The sequence below is a fragment of the Virgibacillus sp. Bac332 genome (assembly GCF_003667785.1).
In the GTDB taxonomy this organism is placed as follows: Bacteria; Bacillota; Bacilli; order Bacillales; family Amphibacillaceae; genus Virgibacillus; species Virgibacillus salarius.
This window is the reverse complement of record NZ_CP033046.1, coordinates 311,093-330,923: the sequence shown is the minus strand read 5'-3', so window position 1 is coordinate 330,923 and position 19,831 is coordinate 311,093. Positions and strand designations below refer to the sequence as shown.

The window sequence follows — 19,831 nt, the reverse complement described above, 5'->3', positions numbered from 1 at the left end:
AAAATGTCAAGTATTAATTAATTTCAAATAAATGTAATTAAAGGGAATTTATAGTCTTCAAAGATATAAAAAAATCCTTATAATTAGATGACAGAAGGTTCAAAGTCCTGTCCATACCCTAATTATAAGGAGTTCTCATGGACAAGAATAACACAAAATCAGTTTTTAAGGAATATATTCAACCAACAGAAATGAAAGTCATTTCTAAAATTATTGATCAGTTGAAGATTGATAAGTATGTTAAAAAACTAGATAGCCTCACCTTCACCAAATTATTTATTTATGCTCAATTGAAACAGTTATCAAGTCTTAAAGAGATTAGTTTCAAGGTACGGCACAAGAAAAAATTACAAAAAGAACTTGGGCTAAAAAGTATTAGTAAATCTCAACTTTCTCGAAAACTTTCTGATCTTCCTCCGGAGATCTTCCAGGCGATTCTGCGTCATTTAATCCAACAGATCCATCAGGAAATTGGGGAAGAAAAGGGAAGTGAATTACTTGAGAAAATCCATCTCATTGATTCAACGACCATTTCTTTTTGCCTTAGCCAGTATCGGTGGGCTGATTTTCGAAACACGAAAGCTGGAGTAAAAATTCATACTCGTGTAGTTTTTTGTGATGGGGAGGTTACCCCAATAAAATCATTGTTACTCCTGCTAGACCAGCTGATCGAACCCAATTGGACGCATTGATGGTCACAGAGAAGGATGCCCTTCATGTGTTTGATAGAGGGTACTTTGATTTTCAAAAATTTGATGATTATTGTCAGAACAATATTCGCTTCTGTACTCGTATCAAGGAGAATACCATTATCCAAGTCATCGAAGAACTCCCTGTAGATCCGGAATCTACGATTCTTCGTGAGGCTGTGGTTAAACTGGGGAAAATGAAATTTCCAGTTCGCTTGATCGAAACACAAGATAGTCAAGGAAATCTTATTAGGATCATCATTAATGATGCGAAAATGAGTGCACAGGAAATCAGTGATCTTTACCGAAATCGCTGGCAAATAGAATTATTCTTTAAATGGATGAAACAACACTTAGTTTTCAAAAAGTGTTATGGAAAGAGCTCAAACGCCGTTTACAACCAAATTTACATAGCTATGATCACTTTCTGCTTAACTTTATTGATGAAGAAAAAAGTGTGTTATCAAGGATCACTTCTCGAAATGCTTGAATTTATTGGTGTATATTGGTCAAGCTGCTTCTCTACCTTTATAAAAGAACTGTTTAAAAAGCCAAATCGAACGTCGGATGGACGGAGGCGACTTGAACATGAGCGCATCTTTAATAACATACTAGAACAAATTAAACGAGAGGAGACCTGGTACTTAAATAATGATGTAACCTATGATCTTATCTTCTGATATGTAAAAATCTGGATAAGGGCTACCTTCAATTAGAACCCCCTTATCCTTTTGGCTCTATAAACCCTATATTCAAAAAACTGAATTTTTGAACAGTTATTAATTGGTATATTTTTGATAAATATTCCAGTTTTGCGCACTTGACTATTTTTAAAATTTTTTGTGCAACGCTAATGAGAAAATTACAAAATTTGCCCATGTGGATAAATATGGGGTGTGCTAGGTCGTATCCAGCTATAACGCCGAGAGACTAGGCGACTTCACGAATCGCTCTAATCTAAGTCAGCATCGGCTCCCAAGCTCGCCGTGTTTGTTGATTCGCTCCAGTCGCTACGTTTCTAATCGGGCGCTTAGCTTTTATTCTAAATAGTATTAGTAAGAGGTTTCCTCTGGTGATGTAGCCTCATTGGAATCTGTTACAGTATTCTGCGCAGGTAAATCTAGATGTTTTCTCAAGATTTCTTGTGTTTCCTGTAAAGCAACTTCATCTAACTGCCAATAATAGGTTTTACTTGGCTGATAGTCCTGTCCTTCTAGTGTGAGTGTCTCAAAATCAAGGTTTTTACCTTTTGTACCATAGGAGATAAAGCTTTTCATTTCACTAAAGGTCATGTTAGTTGTCATGTTACTTCCTACTGCCTCTATAACATTGTCAATTTTTAAAATAGAGTTAACGGATACGGCCTTTTTAATAACAGCTTTTATTATTTCTTGCTGTCTTTTCCCTCGTTCTATATCGTTATCCATTTTTCTTGTCCGTGCCAATGCTAATGCTTCTTCTCCGTCTAATTGCTGCTCACCTGGCAGTAAGTGAATAGCTCCAGCTTTGTCTTTTGAGTTTTGTTCCTTAAGTTCATAAGGAACATCCACAGTAATACCATCTACTGCATCAACAACTTCTATGAATGCTTCAAAGTTAACTTTGACATAATAGTCTATAGGAATACCTAATAAATTCTCAACTGTATCTCTTGTTGCTTGTGTACCCCCGTATGCATGAGCATGGTTGATTTTAGTTTTATAGCCTACTTCAGGAATATAAACATAAGAATCACGAGGAATGCTTACCAACTTAACACTTTTGTCATCTTTGTTTAAAGTAGCAACCATTAGTGTGTCGGTACGAGCATTGTCAGCATTGTTTCTAAGGTCGCTGGCATCCACACCCATAATTAATACTGAAACATTGTCCACATTGGGATCCACTTTACTTTCTCTAAGTTCTGATTTCTCTCTGCCATCATCTTCATAAGAATCATTTAAAACACTGTCTGCTTTTATATATAGATAAGAAGCATAACTCACTATTGTTAAAAAGGCTATTATTAGTGGTAACAATATGAAATATGCCCTTTTCTTTAACCTACGTTTTTTCTTTTTTCGAACAACTCTAGTACGCGTTGTTTTATTTGACATTCAGTATTCACCCTTAATTATTTAATAGAAAATTGTTCTATATAATGTTAATATAAAACAACATCATTAAAGATATGATAATTTTCTTGCTTTTTTTCAAAACTAAGTTTTATTTTACTACGAATATGTGTATTCGTAAATAATATTCATATTACAATTCTGTAAGGTCTATATTAATAGACGTTACTAGAGTGCGAAAGGTTGCATAAAATAATGAGTTTTAATAATACTGTTACCATAATGGGAATTCCCTTCTTAAATACAACAAGGAATGATTTCTTAAGAGATTATTTGGTTCCTCGATTAGATGAAGAGCAAAAGTGTTTTGTAGTAACAGCTAATCCAGAAATTGTCATGAAAGCAAGAGAGAATGATACATATCGACAAATTATTCGAACAGCAGACTATATCGTTCCTGATGGAGTTGGTATTTTAAAGGCAGCAAAGTTTCAGAAGCAACCATTGCAAGAACGTGTTACTGGTTATGATTTGACATTAGATCTTCTAAGTTATGCTAATGATCATGGTTTAAGCTGCTATTTTTTAGGAGCAAAAGATGAAATAAATGCTAAAGCTGTATCGGAAGTGCAAAGAAGTTATCCCCATATTCAGATTGCAGGACATCATCATGGCTATATAGATATGGAAGATGAGACGTTCGCAGAATCTATACAAAATAGTGAACCAGATATTATATTTGTTGCCCTAGGCTCTCCTAAACAGGAACAATGGATTATGAAACATAAAGAGAAATTTTCAAAAGGGATATTCATTGGAATTGGTGGAGTATTTGATGTTTTGGCGGGAAAGGTTCCACGAGCCCCAAAGGCATGGATTAATTTAAATTTAGAATGGTTATACCGCTTACTAAAACAGCCATCTCGCTGGAAAAGAATTTTAAAAGCGGTGGAGTTTATGTTTCGAGTATATGTGAAAAAAGATTAACAAAATGCGTGAGCCTGGATCACGCATTTTATTAGTTAATCGTAGACTCATTCACTTCGTTAGATTCAGAGCTGAATTCAGAACTATTTACATCCGATATGGAGAGGTCGAGATGCGCTCTTAATTCTTTTTCGAGCTCGCTTCTGCTTTGTTCGTTTATTTGATAATACCATAATCCGTCATTCATTTTCCCCCCAGTACCTTCCAGACTCACAGAACTTAGAGAGAGATTTGTATTTATTCCATAACTTATAAAGCTTTTCATTTCACTAAAGGATAGGTTTGTCTTCATATTGTTGCCTACAGCGGTTATTAAATCATCAAGCTTTAGTATAGATGATGCTGAAGCAGCTTGCTTCACAATTGACTTTATAATTTCCTGTTGTCGCTTACCTCGTTCTATATCGTTATCATATTTCCTTGTCCTTGCCATCGCTAGTGCTTCTTCGCCATTTAACTCTTGAAGTCCCGGGAATAGATGAATGGCATTTTTGTTATCTTGTGAATCCATTTCAACAATTTCAAATGGGACATCATAATGAATGCCTCCTAATGAATTGACAACTTCTATAAAAGCTTCAAAATTTAGACGAACGTAGTAATCGACTGGTACATTCATTAAGCGTTCCACTGTATTAATTGCTTTTTTTGGTCCACCAAAAAAATGTGCATTATTGATTTTTGTATACCCATGGTCTGGAACATTTACATAGGAATCTCTCGGGATACTTAAAAGCTTTATACTTCCGCTTTCTTTGTTAAAGGTAGCCAAAATTAATGTATCCGATCTACTCTTTTCATTAAAACCCCGGTTTTCACTATCATCAACACCGATAATTAGTACGGATACATTATCCTCAATAGGATCTACAGACTCAGATCGTAAATCCGATTTTTCATTTTCTCTTCCAACTTTTTCAAAGGACTCATTTGCTGCATCTTTAGCGGTTGTATACAGATGGAGGCCGTAGGAAAGGACTGTGATTACAACTACGGAAAGGGGGATTCCTATGTATAATAATAGCTTCTTTCTATTTGTTTTCATTTTTTGCTTACGGATTGAAATCCGTGAGAAATTTTTATTTTTGTTAGACATACTATTTTCTCCTCGACAAACGTACTACATACTATTTTACTATTAAGTAATTAATCCGTAAATTAAAAAATATTCTAAAAAATTATTTAGCGAATAATGGCTATGCAGAAGGTGTTTATTAGAAGTGTTGCTTATGGTCTGATTCCATTTGTTAAAGTGCTTCAGGATAATAGTGTTATGCAATTAGTGGATAGGTTTGTATGGGGTATATGAATTATCAGCAAAGCTAGGAAATCAAAGCTAAACAAGACTTTTGATAGAATAGATTCAATCCGACATGTATGCACCAAACGGATTAGTATTCCCTAAGCTTTTCGATGCAAGACATGTCGTATTTACAATAATTCCATCATGAATGTTTACACGTTAATTATCTAACTTGAGTGAAGCAGTTTTAGTTTGTAATTGATCTGTAACGATTCTCTGTTTTCCTGATTCTAAACCCACAATTAAAATGATAGTTGAAATAATAAATAGCATAATAAGTGGAACTTGCCATCCATTTGTTAAATCATGTAATGCACCAATTAAAACTGGCCCTAAAGCTGCTAATAGATAACCAAACGATTGGGCCATCCCTGACATTTCCGCTGCCTGTTGGCCGTTTGATGTTCGAAGACTGAAGAACATCATCGAAAGACTAAAGGCACTTCCGCCAGCAATTCCTATAAAAATAACGGATATAACTAGTACAGGAATAATTCCAGAAAATAATCCTCCAATTCCTATCATAAATAGAATGGCAGTTATACTAGCTAATAGCTTCTGGTCATTCATTTGTTCTGCAATAACAGGAATAATAAACGTTACCGGGATAATAGCAAATTGCATAAGGAACAGCATCCAACCAGCGCTATCCGAACTAAAACCATGAGATTGTAATATTTCAGGAAGCCATGTAATTAGCGTATAAAATATTAACGATTGTAATCCCATGAATAATGTAATACACCATGCTAGTGTGGATTTCCAAATAGACCCCTCTGCTTGTGGAGTTGCACTTGTTGTAGGATCTGACTTGTTTTGTTTTTGTAACTGAGGAATCCAAAAAAGCAGGGCAATAAAGGAAAGTATCCCCCATACAGCCAGTGAGCCTTGCCAGCCAATGTCTCCGATAGAAGAAATAGGAACACCTAAGCCAGATCCTAAAGCTCCAAATACGTTCATGAAGACAGCATATATCCCTGTCATTAATCCTATCTTAAGTGGAAAGTTCATTTTTATTAAGCCTGGTAGCAATACGTTTCCAATTGCGATAGCTAACCCAATAAGAATGGTTCCAGAAAATAAAAATATGGAACCAAATAGGGAGCGAATAATAATACCAATTGTTAATAGTGTGATAGAAATAAATATTGTCCATTCTATGCCGATTCTATTTGCTATTTTAGGAGCAAACGGTGATACAAGTGCAAAAGCAAGTAAAGGTAAAGTTGTAATTGTTCCAGCTAACGCATTACTAATTCCTAAATCGTCACGTATATAGGAAATTAGGGATCCAACAGAAGTTAATGGAGCTCTTAAGTTTGACCCAATCAAAATAATTCCAATTAAAAAAATCCAAGTATTGCGGTTTTCTTGTGTCTTTTCTAAAGTTAGTCTATTATTATTCAAAATTTTTCCTCCGAATCTATCATAACAACGGAACTAATCCGAAGTTTATTTCTAAAAAAGTGGTATACTGGAGCAACCTTGTCCTCTATTGCTCTTGAAATTCTGTGCATGCTTTATAATCTTTTTTTAAATTCATTAATATAAGCATCAACATACTTTGTAGCACCATCTATATCTTGATGTCGAATCGCGTCTAAAAGCTCGCTATGAATTTCCTTGTTATAATCGAATTGATTATCCATTAGCATAATATCGCGGATAGAGGAATATAACGGATCTGTCATATGTTCATATAAATCTTGTAGCAGCTTATTATTTGCAGCTCTTACCATATTTTTATGAAAAGTGATATCTGCTTTAATAAAATCCTCCATAGCACCTCGTTCAGCCGCATCCTGACACTGTTTAATACTTGCGTGCAGCTTGTTTATATCCTCTTCACTTCGGCGTTTTGCTGCCAACTGAGCTGCCTCTTTTTCTAAGGCTAATCTAACCTCTAACGTTTCTAGTAGATCAGATTTTTCGATGTAGCGATGCATTGCAGCTTCTAGGGAACTTGATGAACGGACAATCGTTCCGCTTCCTTGTTTTGTTTCTAATAAACCTGCGTGTACTAAAGCATGAATAGCTTCCCTTAATGTATTACGACTAACACCGAATTCTTCCATTAATTCCATTTCAGGTGGAACTTTATCACCAATAGACCAATGACCATTTTCAATTAAATTCTCCATTTGCGAAACAACTTGGTCGACTAACGATATGCGATTCGTTTTCTTAAGCATTCTTTACACTCCAAATTTGTAGGATGATTGGTACATAGGATATATTATCAGATCGTCATAAGTATGTAAATAAAAGCATCCTTTTATGTGCAGATAATAAAAAAATCAATTATCCTTTTTACCTGTTGATATTATTCAATTCACATTCTCCCAGCTGGTTAAGTGACCCTCTCTTTTCTCTATGTCTAATAAATAACGTCACATATTTTTCTTTTCCTTTCATGCCTCCTTCTTACTATTCCATACGAATGTAAGGATAGAAGGAGGTGAAGAAATATGGCAACGACACAAATAATGGACTCTTCATTATGGTTGGTATTTGACGGAGGCTTGGATGAGGTAACTGGAAAATCAATCGTTAAGACAAAGAGCTTTAATAACGTCAAACCTACAGCAAACGCAGAACAGCTATATACAATAGCACAAGCGATTGCTGGATTGCAGCAGCTTCCGCTTCATTCCGTTGAACGTAAGGATACCTCAGCCATTGAGCCAGTCTAAGGAAGAAGAAGGTAACTAAGTAAGAAGGGAGGGAATACGTTGAAAAAACTAGAATTGAAATTTGCGAATAAAGAAGGAAAGACAGTAACTTATTCGATTGATCACCCCATAGTACCTGCAGACCCAACTGCTGTTAACGCAGCTATGGATGAAATTCTCAAACAAAATGCATTTTCGTCAAGTGGCGGGGAGCTACTTTCTAAAAAGGGTGCTCGAATAGTAGAACGGATTGTTGAGGAGATAGATATTAATTAACGGCACCAATCCGTAAAGAGGAAGAGAGCTGTACCAAAAGACAGCTCTCTCTTTCTAAACAATGGGAATACACGCTCTTTTTCATGATCAGCCTCAGCCTATGTGAATACAAAGGTGTCTTTAGTCGGTTGTTCTTCAAGCTGGAATCTAGGTGATGCCAGTTATTCTACACGAAGCTGTTTATAACAGCCATTTTTTAAACGTAGTCTAGGCTATATTTTAATTTTCATTTAACTAAAAAGGAGGCTATGGCTATGGATCCATGGATAGCTTTTATTACAGATGTTGGCTTTCCGATAGCTGTAACATTTTATCTATTGCATCGGATTGAAGGGAAATTAAATGTTTTAATCGATTCCATTCATGCATTGCCAGAGCGATTAAATTATAAATAACTGAAAAACTTCGGAGTCACCAGATTCCGGAGTTTTTCATTATCCCATTAAATAACTATGATAGTCCAATTTCCCTACTTACTAGTCACAGTATGTCGATTAATAAGCGAATCTAGTACTTTTTTAACTTAGAAAATAAAAGGTAATCACTTATAATTTTAAGGGGGTTTATCCTACATATAACTGCCAGTAAGCCCCCGACCTCAAGCAATAAAGAGAAGCTAACATTGGTAAGTGAGATCGACTGCCAGTAAATGTTCGATTGCTTCAAAGGTCTTTAGGTTATACCCTAGTGGTACTAACAATTAGTGTGGGATAAACAAAATCCCCCAACTGCTTGAGGTTTTCATTTTATAATACCGAGTACCTGCTGCATTACGTTAAGCAGTTAATTGTCTTCAACATATGAAGACAGTATTATTTTTGTGAACCAAAGAAGAGAGGATTATGTAATTCATGAATGAAGAAGTAAAAATCGAACGTGCACCTATTGATAAGGCATTATCAGAGCTTCAAGCTACCATTCAAAACTTTGAAAAGTCCTATACAAGCATGAACAAAGAAGATAATACAGGTGTTATTCTGCATAAGCTTGAAGAAATTAAAAACACATTTGAGCAAATCAATTCTTCCTACCACGCTTTAAAACATAATAACTCAAAAGCTACGAATCAAGCTGTGGAAAAAATGCAAGGAATGGACCATACCCAATCGACTTCTATGTATTGAGATAATGCTTTTGCGTAATATCTATTAAGCTTTTAAGGATGATGTACTATGTATAAGGTAATGCTTCTATTAATTGGAACACTACTAGTCATAATGGGCTGTAGTAATGATGATGCAAGCAAGATAAGTAAAAATGCTTCTCAAGTTAAACAAGTCTTAGAAGATAATTTAACCTATTCTGAAGATGAAAATATGGATAAGTATCTGGAGACAATTGTAGAAGCGAGTAGGGAAGATACAAAAAAACAATTAGAAGTATTTTTTAAGGATTATGATATTACGTATGAACTATTGGATTTTAAGGTAATAGAAGAATCGAATGATCGCATTGTAATTGAGGCAGAACAGCGGGCAACGGCATCATTTATTGCAGCTGGCGAATCGTATCGTGATCATATTGCACATATGGAGTATGTATTTGTCAATGAAAGCGATGGATGGAAAATTGCTAGCTCAACTGTGACGAAAACAAATATCATTAAATAGTAACGATATGACGTTAATTCACATTCTAGCTATCTAATTCGGTGCATGTAGAAGCAACATGCAATAAAAACATAGTTTACGATAATCACATATTTACAGTGCCTTACATCACATGTACGCTAATCATGTAAGTTCAATTCTGAATATTACAACGTTATGTGGATGGGAGCACGCTATATGGCAAAAACAATTATTTTTTATGATTATGATTTTCCTATAGATGGTAATAGACCAAATAGATCTATTTTGGAAGACTTAAATGGAACAATTGTAACTGCTAATTCATTGGAAGAAGCTCTTGATGATGATCAGGTAACTTGTTTTATTAATCTACATGGTTCATTTTTTCCTAAAAATGCTTGGAAGGCGATCTATTCTTATTTAACAACCGGAAAAGGTATGGTTCACTTTGGTGGCATCCCTTTTCGAGTTCCATGCTTTCAAGAAGACGGCAAATGGAAAAAAGAACGTGAACAGACTGCGTACCACCAACAATTAAATATTCACGAGGCTTTGCCAGTAAAAACGAAGCAGGTCACGCAATTACAATCCAATTATGATATTCCCATTTTTAAAGGAAAGGAAAAGCTATTTGCCATCCAAGATACATATAACTTTATCCTGCATGTTACCAAATCCAGTTCTTTAAAGGGAGAAATGGGTGCAGCAGGACCAATGGATGCTAGGATATTCCCTTTGCTACAAGGATTTACGGATTCCGGAAGAAAAGTAGCTGCTCCGAGTGTTCTGATTGAAAATAGAAACGGAGCGTTTACAGGCGGTCGATGGATATTTATTAATCAAAGGATGGATAAACGGTTTTGGAGCAAATTAGGAATTGAATTTTTGGGAGAATTAGCGCTATTTACCAGTCATGGTGTGACGGAGATGTCCTTGCAGGTGAACTATGCTACATATGAAAAAGGGGAACAACCGATGGCTAGCTTACAGATGGAGTCCTTTACCGATGCACCTGTCCAATGGGAGGTTAGATTAACAGTAAGTAGCAATTCAGAACCACTTTATACAGAGACTATATCAATAAAAGCTAGTAAACAACGCTATAATCATTCATTTATTATTCCGATTACGATTGAACCTGGATTATATCATGTAAGTTGTTATATTGAGTCAGAGAACGGTGAGGTACGCTCACTCTATCAGGGATTCTGGGGGATGGATAAACAGCTCTTGGCTAGAGGGGAGCCCTTATACTGCGATCGTGATTACTTCCATAAAAACGGACAACCTATGCCAATTGTTGGAATGACCTATATGACCTCAGATGTTGCTCGTTATTTTTTGTTTCTCCCTAATGCCCATTTATGGGATAACGATATGGCACAAATGAAACGTGCTGGGATTAATTATATTCGTACTGGAATTTGGACAGGCTGGCGCAATATGATGTTTATTGATGGATACATGGATGAAGCCGTCCTCCGAGCCATTGATGCCTTTATACTATGTGCTAAAAAACATGATATCGAGGTCACCTTTACGTTCTTTTCCTTTACTCCTGAGGCTTGGGACGGTGAGAATCCTTATCTTGATTCTCGTAGCTTGAAGGCGCAAACACGTTTTATTACGTCGATTGTTTCTAGACATGTAGAAACAACAAATATTAACTGGGACTTAATTAATGAGCCGTCTGTATTTGATCCCAACCGTCCATTTGCTGGTCCTAAAACTAGTCATGATAGCTATGATCGCAGAAACTATCAGAAGTGGCTTAAAGCACGGCACGGAACTGTACGTGAATTAAGAGAAAGGTGGAATGTAACGGAAGAAGAATTACCTTCTTTTGCAGCAGTTGAACCACCAGAGGCCTCTGAAATCAATTTTGGAATAAGGGATATGATGTCTGGGAAGAAAGGATTATGCTGGCTTGATTACACCTTATACACGATGGACATGCATAATAAATGGGTAAAGGAGCTAGCAAGTTCGATTAAGAACTTAGCTGGTGATCAGCTAGTTACTGTGGGACAGGATGAAGCACTTGGTGGATTGCGACCATCCCCATTGTTTTATAGTGAAGCCGTTGATTATACCAGTAACCATACATGGTGGTTTTTAGATGACTTAATTTGGGACGGAATATTCACTAAAACGCCTGCAAAACCTAATTTAATTCAAGAAACAGGAATCATGTATGTTGAAAATGCAAATAATCACGCCAAAAGAAGTGAGGAAGAATTACGAAATATATTAGAGAGGAAGTATGCTTATGCTTTCTCAACTGGTGGAGCGGGTGCAGTTCAATGGCTGTGGAATACAAACTACTTTATGAATAATATTAATGAATCAAATATTGGAGCAATACGTGCAGATGGGACTGAAAAACCAGAGGCAAATGTATCCTATGATTATGGAGAATTCATGTATAAAATAAAAGATTTATTTAGAGGTAGGAAGTTAGAGGATATTGCTGTAGTTTACCCATTTTCTAATGATTTCTCCAATCGTAGATATTCCATAAGGGCGACTACGAAATTAACACGTGTATTAGCTTATGAAATGAATATGCCATTTCGAGCTGTTAGTGAATATCATGTAGAAGAAATATTGAGCGATTTGCCCAAATTACTTATTATTCCAAGTCCACATAATTTTAGTTCAAGTACATTCGATACGATATTAACAATGGTAAAGGACAAAGGCGTTAATCTGTTATTCACTGGTGCAATTAGTATCGATGCATATTGGGGCCATACCTCTAGAACAGAATCGATTCTAGGTAAAACCAAAACACAAAATCTTGTTCGTGAAGAAATACTTGAAATGAATGGGCAGGATTACTTTGTATCGTTTGGGAATGAAAAGATTGGTGAATTGTTGAAAGAAGTAGATGTAGGTGGAAAGACTATGAAAGAAGTTCCATATGGAAAGGGTATGATTTACTGGTGTGGGTTACCTGTGGAGTTAAACGAACGTAATGAACCAATAATAGCTTTATATTCCTATGTTATGAGACGATCAGGAATACCTGAAGAGTTTCAATGGAATAAAGGAAACCTCCCCGGGATGTATGGAAGAAAATTAACCTTCAAACATGGTTGTTTATATATATTTGTATCAGAATGTTCGAAAGATATCGAAATAAAGATTACCGATCAAAAGACGAATACTAGTTATCTATTTTTACTCGAGTCAGAGCGTACTGTAATGTATGCAACGGATATGAAAGGTACTATAACAGCGGTATATCGACCTGAAGAGGTAGAAATTACAACGAAAAATTAGAATAGGAAATGTGTACGAGAAGGAAACGAATAAGGCTTAATTTCTAATAATTAAGTCTTATTTTTCTAAATATTATAATAAAAGAAAGATTTCTATGCTATACTTGCTGAAAGGTGTTTTTTCTTGTCGATAGTTGTAAAGTAGAGCTATTATTCTATTTTAATTATTAATACATCCAATTATTTCCATTACGCCACTTGATTTGGTATTTACAAAAGAAGTTCAGTTGGGGATTAGGAGGGGTAGTTAGAAACAACAAGGTAAGCGTTTGCATAGGAGTGATATAAATTGTCTTTATTTAATGGTTTTTTACGATGGATATATGATTTTGGTAATTGGCTTTATAAAGTTATGTATTTACATATTTTATGGGTAGCTTTTACCTTATTAGGATTAATAGTATTTGGTGTTTCCCCTGCAACTACAGCCTTATATACAGTCATGCACAAATGGTATGAGAAGGACTTCGATATACCGATATTTAAAAATTTTTATGCTGTTTATAAACAGCATTTTAAGACTAGTAATGCATTTGGTATTTTATTTATGAGCATTGGGGCATTTATGTATATAGATATTGCCATATCGAAAAATTACATTCAATCCTTTTATTTTCATGCATTACTTTTATTTATTGGTTCATTATATGTTATTATGCTGCTCTATTTTTATCCTGTATTTGTTCGTTATAACTTAAAATTCCATCAATATATTAAACAATCCTTTCTTATTGCATTGGCCAGACCATTAGAAACAATAGCAATGATTATTAGTATTATTCTACTTTTATATGTATTCTATTTCCTGCCAATATTATTGGTTTTTGCTGGATCATCAATAATTGCTACACCTATCATGTGGTTTGCCCACCAAGCTTGTTTACAGATAGAGAATAAACAAATGAGTTAGTTTATAAGGGGGGAGATTATGTGGAGATATTGGAAAAAGCCTAGACTGTTATATAAATATATTATTTCTTATTTATTTATATTTCTTGTACCTTTTCTTCTTATGAGCATGATAATTTATTATAACTCGGTTTCCAGCCTACGAAAGGAAATAGAACAATCCAATATTAATAAATTGGAGCAGGTTGAAAACATAACCAATGAGCGAATGAAGGAGTTAGAAACATTAGCAGCGAGAATTTCATATGATCCAAGATTGACGCCATATATGTTTAGCCATAATTATTATGGTGGAGAGGCTATTGATGAATTAAACAAATATAAAGCGAATAGTTCCATCATTGAGGAATTGTTTATTTATTACCATAATGCAGAAACAATATATTCAACGCATGGCTCCTATTCCATCGATGCTTTACTGAATAATAAGTACCGTTTTAATGAATGGAAAAAGCAAGATTTACTAAATGATTTACATTCAACAATTCCGTTTATTAAGCCAATCGATCATGTTGTAATTAACGAGGATGAACATGAGAATATGATTGCTTATTTATTTCCTATTTCTCCTGGGAATCCAAGTCCCTATGGTACAGTCATGTATTTTATAAAAGAAAGAAAAATGACAGATCTTATTCAAAATATCCTTGGTGATTTTGAGGGGAATGCATATATTATTAATGAAGACAATCAAATTATTGCCTCCAGTATTAATGATGATTCTATAAATATAAAGAAAGTTGATTATGCTTCTTCAAGTAGAAGCGGAATTAACAATGTAACGATAGATGGTAAAGACTATTCGATGGTGTCTGTTAAATCCGATATGAGTAATTGGAAATTCATTACCGTAATGGATAGCAATCAATTTTTTAAGCGGTTGGGAAATACTAGTTTAATAGTTTTTATATTATTAGTTATTATATTTATTATAGGTTTTATATTGGCAATTTTACTTGGTAACAATCAATACAAACCGATTCGAAATATCGTTGAAATTACGAGAAAAGGAAAAAATAATACGCAAGAAATGGAAGGAGGTAATGAACTAGAAACGATAAGACAAACCATTACAAATGTATTTGAGGATCATCAAACCTTAAATGAGGCAATGTATATGCAAAAGCCATTTGCAAGGGATCAGTTTTTTGTAAAGCTGTTAAAAGGCGATATTCCGACTAAAGAAGAAATAGAGACTCTTTCCAAGGCATTACAAATAGACCTGAAGGGTGGTACCTATTTTGTTGGAATTATTTATTTCGATAAAGGAATGTTTCATGAAGCTAATATGTTAGAACGTGAGAATTTATTTAATAAATTGTCTGATATGTCATTTGAAAATGCTAATGCTCATGGAATAGATCTTTTATATAATGATGCAATGGCGGTGATTATCAGTATAGAAGAAAGCGCAAAGCAGCCTAGCGAATTACGAAAGCAATTAGTACTAGAAATTCGACAGTTTATCAAGGAATTCTCGTTGATAGAGCCTACGATTGGAGTAGGAGGTCTTTATACGGAGAAAATACAAATAAATCGATCCTACATTGAGGCGCTTGCAACGATTGAATATAAATTCATAAATCCTCCAGGCAGTATTATTTATTTTGAGGATATTAGTCTAGAGCCAGAGCAGTCTCTTGGTTATCCAAAGGAAGAGCAGATAAAGATTATTCAAAGTATAAAACAGGGTGATAAGGTTGTAGCAATTGAAACATTGCGTCACATTTTTTCCAAGTTAGATCATAATGATTATTCCATTCAAGTTTTAAAATGTATTTGCTTTGACATAATCAATACAATCGTTAAAACGATCTCGGAAACGGGTTTGAGTAATAATATTCAAGATTTTAATCGGATAGTAGACTTTTATTCCATTGAGCAGTTACATACAAGATTGGAAACATTGGTCTTAGACATTTGCCAAGAAGTAAAAGGCAAAAAGGAAAGTCATAATGACCAGCTTCGCAATGATATTTTAGCGTATATTCAGGAAAACTATCAACACTATGAGCTGTCCTTGGAAAGTATTGCCCTAAAATTTAAACTCTCTGTTTCTTATCTTAGTAGGTTTATAAAAGAGCAGACAGGGGTTACCTTTACGCAATACGTACAGGAACTGCGAATGGAGAATGTTAAAAAACAGCTAAAAGAGACGCAACAGCCAATTAAAGATATCGTTGTGCAGGTTGGCTATAAGGATGTTGCCAATTTCACTCGTAAATTTAAAAAAATTATAGGTGTTACTCCAGGGCAATATCGTAAATTGAATAGATGAGTTTGAGTGTCTCCAACTATGAGAGGCAAACAGACATGCAAATAAGGAAGCTCCGAATTATAATCCGAGTAAAGTTTTATCCGGATCGTAGTTCGGAGTAGTTTTATCCTACATATAGCTTGCAGTAAGCCCCCCACTGATGGAAGTTTCACTTAATGCCTGTAATTAGCTATTGTTAAGCATATCAAAAATCACATACTGTAAAAAAACTGTACATAGTGGATGGCTAACGATGCTTTATATACGTCTGGATAGCAGAATGATTACAATTATAAGATAAGAACATATTGATTCTATTTATTAAGCTAAGCAAACTGAAGATAATTAACAATATAGCATGTTGAAGGGGGGAAAAAGCGATGACTCAAGAATCTACTGATCAGATGATTGCAGAAGGAGTTCATAGATATAGTGCAGAAAAAAACTGGGTGGAGCCAAGTGAATCACAACTAATAGAGCGACTAGAATGGTTTAAGGATCAGAAGCTGGCATTAATGATGCATTGGGGTCCTTATTCACAACTAGGCGTTGTAGAATCGTGGGCATTAAGCGATGAGGATGCAGAATGGTCTAGAGAAGGAATAGATTGGGAGGCGAATAGTCAGGAATTAAAGCGCCAATACATGGACCTAAACAGGACCTTTAATCCAATTCGTTTTCAGCCACATGTATGGGCAGATCTAGCAAAGAAAGCAGGATTTAAATATGTAATTTTTACAACGAAACATCATGATGGCTTTAGTATGTGGGACACAAGAGAAACGGATTATCGTATTACGGCAGACGATTGCCCTTTTCATACTCATAAATATGCGGATATTTGTAAGCATGTATTCCAAGCATTTCGTAAAAATGGATTAGGGATTGCGGCTTATTATTCAAAAGCAGATTGGCATACTCCCTATTATTGGGCTCCGGGAATGGAGCAAGGGAGTAAAAGCTGGCGTGGACCAACATATAACCCAAAAGAATATCCTTGGCTATGGGATAAATATGTTCAATTTAACCACAATCAAATTATGGAATTAATGACGAAATATGGGGACATCGATATCCTCTGGCTAGATGCTGGATGGGTTGGTCATGAAAATCAGGATATTCGGCTCGATGAAGTCATAGAAAAGGCAAGAAAAATTCAGCCTTGGCTGTTAACGGCCGATCGAATGATGGGAGGAAAGTTTGAGAATTATATCACTCCAGAACAGACCATTCCAGATAATCCCATACATGTACCTTGGGAAAGCTGTATTACGATGGGTACTTCTTTCTCTTTTAAATATGAGGATACGTATAAATCCACGAAGGAGATTATTTATACACTGATTGAAGTAGTTGCCAAGGGAGGTAACTTAGCGTTAAATGTTGCTCCACAGCCAGATGGACGGCTTCCTAAGGGAGCCATTAAACGAATGGAGGAACTTGGAGAATGGTTAGATATCCATGGAGAAGCAATCTATGGTACTAGAATGTGTGACCCTTATTATACACGCGAATTCGCTTTTACAAAAAAAGGAGAAACCACTTATTGCTTTTGGTTAGATAAGCATGAAGATAACGGACATGAAAAAGAGATTATCCTGCCCTATAACAAGCATGTACAACGTATAGAACACTTAGGCCGTGCATCCCAGCTTGATTTCGTGCAGAATGACAAAGGAATTGTTATCAAACTACCTATCAAGAAGGATAGTATAGTAGATGTGTTTCGATTAACGTAAGATCCCGTAGCATAACGTATGATTTCATACGTTATGCTACGGGATCTATTTTTTTACAGTTAAATCTATTTCTACTTGATCCTTATTTCTCATTAGAACAAGTAATGCCTTGAGATAAATTCGTAGAATCCATTGAAGAAGATAGAGTGTTAACTGTCGATAAGAAAGAAATTATGATTAAAGAAAACCCATCTGTAGCTGTCTTTGAATGGAACGAAGATGAAGAAGCAAAAGAAGTCGCTTTAAAAGATAATAAAATTAATGTTCCAGAAGAAGGAGGGATATATATTTATGAAGTGAAAGCAAAATGGGAAAACGGAGAGGCTTCCTTTATATTTGATGTAGAAGTTAAATAAACGTGCAATAAAGTAAAAGCAACTACCTTAAAGGTTCAGAGACACTTATATGGTGTCTTTTTTAATTTTTTGTTAGTTTAAGTTCTGGAAGATGCTGTGTAGAGTTATAATATCTTCTTCGGCATTACTTTGTAAATTCCTAAATGTCATTGGTGATGTTATATAACGATAATGTTGTCTAATTTACAATAAAGTCGTTTGAAAAACGCCAGGCATGCTATTCGAAAATCTCATCACATTGTTGAAGTTTGTAAAGACTGCTGTTTTAAAAAGGTGTATGGATTTGTAATCCAGATTCCGTTATACTTAGAATGGAATTTATTCTAATTAATCATTCGTTCAATTCGGCATTATTTGATAATATAAATTTCATACAATCTTTAGATCATTAAAATACATTTTGATAAATCTAAATCCCCAAGGTTTATCTGTTAAATATAAAGGAGTTACATCATGGACAGTCCAATTTGAGAATCCCCGTTTTAGATACGAAATTTATTCTAAATTGGGGGATATAAAATTGAATAAAAATTTTCCTTTATTATTAACGGGGCAGTCACTTGCGAATATTGGTGATGTTCTCTATATGGTAAGTATTATTAGTGCGATCTTTGCTTTAACAGGGTCCGCAACTGCGGCATCTTTTGTCCCGTTTACAATTACGTCATCTATGTTTGTATCTAGTCTTTTAACACCTCTATTGATTGGGAAAGTGAACTTGAAGTGGTTACTGGCTGGTTCACAATTGGGAAAAACATTCTTAATAGTTGTATTAGGACTTTTGTTAATTGGAATATCTGAATCGAACTATTATCTGGTGTTTATCAATATCGCTGTCATCGCATTTCTTGACGGATGTGCCAATCCGATTAGACAAACATTGATACCACATTATGTGGAGCCGGATGAGTTAGTACGAGCGAATGGAATAGCTGAAACGGTAACGCAATTCATTCAGGCTACTATGTGGTTTGTGGGTAGTTTATTCTTAGTAATGATGAATTCACAACAGATCGTTTGGGTCGTTGGTTTCTTATTTGCAATATCAAGTATCATGTTGTGTTTCTTGGCAAATGTTGAACAACAAACAGTGGAACAGGAAAGCAAATTAGACCAAATTAAAAAGGGTTGGAACACTTTATTTCATACTCCTGTGTTACGAAAAATAGCATTAATGGAAGTATTGAAAACCATCGCAGGAACTGTTTGGATTGCTGCCATCTTGTATGTGTTTGTTAGTGAAGCATTACTTGTAGGTGAAAAATGGTGGGGTTTTATTAATGGTTCTTTCTTTTTAGGGTTAATAGTTGGAAGTATCTATTGTATAAAAAATTCTTCCGTTCTGGAAAGGAAGATGGGCAAGGTAATCTTTATTGGTTCCTTGTTTAGCTTTTTAATAACCATATTGTTCAGTATAACCAGTAATCCAACCATCGCTTTATTACTGTCATTTGGAATTGGATTATTTGGACAAATAAAGGGTATTCCACAGCAAACAGTAATCCAAACCAGTATTCCAAAGATAAAGCTCTCCACTGTTTACACATCCTTGGGAGCCGTTGCAACAGGTGTATTCGGAGTGGCATCCCTTGTTATGGGGATATTAGCTGACTTGCTCGGAGTCAGGATTGTTTTCCTTATTTCGGGATTATTGCTTGCTATTGTTGCTTTGATCGTGTATAGGAATAATCATTTGTTTGTTCAAAATATAGTCGAATAAAATTCTTTAAAATG

At 35.0% G+C, this 19,831-nt stretch carries 18 protein-coding genes; 14 read left to right on the top strand and 4 right to left on the bottom strand.

Going from position 1 to position 19,831, the window contains the following annotated elements:
• Positions 1-137 precede the first annotated feature (137 nt).
• A complete protein-coding gene (locus D9782_RS23425; protein WP_121603888.1) occupies positions 138-692 on the top strand; it encodes a DUF4372 domain-containing protein in 555 nt (184 codons plus the stop codon).
• On the top strand, positions 680-1,369 hold the full coding sequence (locus tag D9782_RS23420; RefSeq protein ID WP_240455787.1) for an IS4 family transposase: 690 nt from the start codon (positions 680-682) through the stop codon (positions 1,367-1,369). The genes D9782_RS23425 and D9782_RS23420 overlap by 13 nt, the downstream gene beginning before the upstream one ends.
• A 372-nt stretch (positions 1,370-1,741) precedes the next feature.
• Here D9782_RS23420 and D9782_RS01530 read toward each other — a convergent pair whose 3' ends face one another.
• Complete coding sequence (locus tag D9782_RS01530) at positions 1,742-2,785, bottom strand: LCP family protein (RefSeq protein ID WP_121603886.1); 1,044 nt, start codon at positions 2,783-2,785, stop codon at positions 1,742-1,744.
• Between the two features lie 213 nt (positions 2,786-2,998).
• Between D9782_RS01530 and D9782_RS01525 the strand changes: the two genes are divergently transcribed.
• Positions 2,999-3,730 carry a WecB/TagA/CpsF family glycosyltransferase gene (locus D9782_RS01525; protein ID WP_121603885.1) on the top strand — a complete coding sequence of 244 codons (732 nt, stop codon included), beginning with the start codon at positions 2,999-3,001 and terminating at the stop codon, positions 3,728-3,730.
• A 31-nt stretch (positions 3,731-3,761) separates the two neighbouring features.
• Here D9782_RS01525 and D9782_RS01520 read toward each other — a convergent pair whose 3' ends face one another.
• From D9782_RS01520 to D9782_RS01510, 3 genes are all read right to left on the bottom strand, one after another.
• On the bottom strand, positions 3,762-4,826 hold the full coding sequence (locus D9782_RS01520) for an LCP family protein (RefSeq protein ID WP_121603884.1): 1,065 nt from the start codon (positions 4,824-4,826) through the stop codon (positions 3,762-3,764).
• Between the two features lie 366 nt (positions 4,827-5,192).
• The gene (locus D9782_RS01515; protein ID WP_026680028.1) at positions 5,193-6,440 is read right to left on the bottom strand and encodes a CynX/NimT family MFS transporter; all 1,248 of its coding nucleotides are present in this window, start codon (positions 6,438-6,440) and stop codon (positions 5,193-5,195) included.
• A 113-nt stretch (positions 6,441-6,553) separates the two neighbouring features.
• Entirely contained in the window at positions 6,554-7,225 is a 672-nt protein-coding gene (locus tag D9782_RS01510) for a FadR/GntR family transcriptional regulator (RefSeq protein WP_121603883.1), read from the bottom strand.
• 276 nt (positions 7,226-7,501) lie between these two features.
• On the opposite strand from D9782_RS01510, the gene D9782_RS01505 reads away from it, so the two are divergent.
• The 11 genes from D9782_RS01505 (at position 7,502) to D9782_RS01455 (ending at position 19,817) form a co-directional block, all read left to right on the top strand.
• Entirely contained in the window at positions 7,502-7,726 is a 225-nt protein-coding gene (locus D9782_RS01505) for a DUF1659 domain-containing protein (protein WP_026680030.1), read from the top strand.
• Between the two features lie 39 nt (positions 7,727-7,765).
• Entirely contained in the window at positions 7,766-7,981 is a 216-nt protein-coding gene (locus D9782_RS01500; protein ID WP_121603882.1) for a DUF2922 domain-containing protein, read from the top strand.
• A gap of 254 nt (positions 7,982-8,235) precedes the next feature.
• Positions 8,236-8,376 (top strand): YvrJ family protein, encoded by a 141-nt coding sequence (locus tag D9782_RS01495; protein ID WP_080668622.1) that lies wholly within the window; start codon positions 8,236-8,238, stop codon positions 8,374-8,376.
• Between the two features lie 456 nt (positions 8,377-8,832).
• Positions 8,833-9,105: a DUF5344 family protein gene (locus tag D9782_RS01490; RefSeq protein WP_026680032.1), complete on the top strand. Its 273-nt coding sequence runs from the start codon at positions 8,833-8,835 to the stop codon at positions 9,103-9,105.
• A gap of 48 nt (positions 9,106-9,153) precedes the next feature.
• Positions 9,154-9,591 (top strand): hypothetical protein, encoded by a 438-nt coding sequence (locus tag D9782_RS01485; RefSeq protein WP_026680033.1) that lies wholly within the window; start codon positions 9,154-9,156, stop codon positions 9,589-9,591.
• A gap of 177 nt (positions 9,592-9,768) precedes the next feature.
• On the top strand, positions 9,769-12,837 hold the full coding sequence (locus D9782_RS01480; RefSeq protein WP_121603881.1) for a beta-galactosidase: 3,069 nt from the start codon (positions 9,769-9,771) through the stop codon (positions 12,835-12,837).
• A gap of 288 nt (positions 12,838-13,125) precedes the next feature.
• Positions 13,126-13,746, top strand: coding sequence for a YesL family protein (locus D9782_RS01475; protein WP_026680035.1), 621 nt, complete (start codon positions 13,126-13,128; stop codon positions 13,744-13,746).
• Between the two features lie 18 nt (positions 13,747-13,764).
• The gene (locus D9782_RS01470; RefSeq protein WP_121603880.1) at positions 13,765-16,023 is read left to right on the top strand and encodes a helix-turn-helix domain-containing protein; all 2,259 of its coding nucleotides are present in this window, start codon (positions 13,765-13,767) and stop codon (positions 16,021-16,023) included.
• Positions 16,024-16,382: 359 nt separating this feature from the next.
• On the top strand, positions 16,383-17,741 hold the full coding sequence (locus tag D9782_RS01465; protein ID WP_121603879.1) for an alpha-L-fucosidase: 1,359 nt from the start codon (positions 16,383-16,385) through the stop codon (positions 17,739-17,741).
• A gap of 146 nt (positions 17,742-17,887) precedes the next feature.
• A complete protein-coding gene (locus tag D9782_RS01460) occupies positions 17,888-18,097 on the top strand; it encodes a hypothetical protein (RefSeq protein WP_026680037.1) in 210 nt (69 codons plus the stop codon).
• Between the two features lie 514 nt (positions 18,098-18,611).
• Positions 18,612-19,817, top strand: a complete 1,206-nt coding sequence (locus D9782_RS01455) for an MFS transporter (RefSeq protein ID WP_121605789.1) — start codon at positions 18,612-18,614, stop codon at positions 19,815-19,817.
• Positions 19,818-19,831 lie beyond the last annotated feature (14 nt).

Excerpts from the sequence above, each read along its gene's own strand:
- D9782_RS01525 (WP_121603885.1), top strand. The coding sequence starts at position 2,999 with ATGAGTTTTAATAATACTGTTACCATAATGGGAATTCCCTTCTTAAAT.
- D9782_RS23425 (WP_121603888.1), top strand. The coding sequence starts at position 138 with ATGGACAAGAATAACACAAAATCAGTTTTTAAGGAATATATTCAACCA.
- D9782_RS01530 (WP_121603886.1), bottom strand. The coding sequence starts at position 2,785 with ATGTCAAATAAAACAACGCGTACTAGAGTTGTTCGAAAAAAGAAAAAA.
- D9782_RS01495 (WP_080668622.1), top strand. The coding sequence starts at position 8,236 with ATGGATCCATGGATAGCTTTTATTACAGATGTTGGCTTTCCGATAGCT.
- D9782_RS01480 (WP_121603881.1), top strand. The coding sequence starts at position 9,769 with ATGGCAAAAACAATTATTTTTTATGATTATGATTTTCCTATAGATGGT.
- D9782_RS01470 (WP_121603880.1), top strand. The coding sequence starts at position 13,765 with ATGTGGAGATATTGGAAAAAGCCTAGACTGTTATATAAATATATTATT.
- D9782_RS01490 (WP_026680032.1), top strand. The coding sequence starts at position 8,833 with ATGAATGAAGAAGTAAAAATCGAACGTGCACCTATTGATAAGGCATTA.
- D9782_RS01510 (WP_121603883.1), bottom strand. The coding sequence starts at position 7,225 with ATGCTTAAGAAAACGAATCGCATATCGTTAGTCGACCAAGTTGTTTCG.
- D9782_RS01485 (WP_026680033.1), top strand. The coding sequence starts at position 9,154 with ATGTATAAGGTAATGCTTCTATTAATTGGAACACTACTAGTCATAATG.
- D9782_RS01520 (WP_121603884.1), bottom strand. The coding sequence starts at position 4,826 with ATGTCTAACAAAAATAAAAATTTCTCACGGATTTCAATCCGTAAGCAA.
- D9782_RS01505 (WP_026680030.1), top strand. The coding sequence starts at position 7,502 with ATGGCAACGACACAAATAATGGACTCTTCATTATGGTTGGTATTTGAC.
- D9782_RS01465 (WP_121603879.1), top strand. The coding sequence starts at position 16,383 with ATGACTCAAGAATCTACTGATCAGATGATTGCAGAAGGAGTTCATAGA.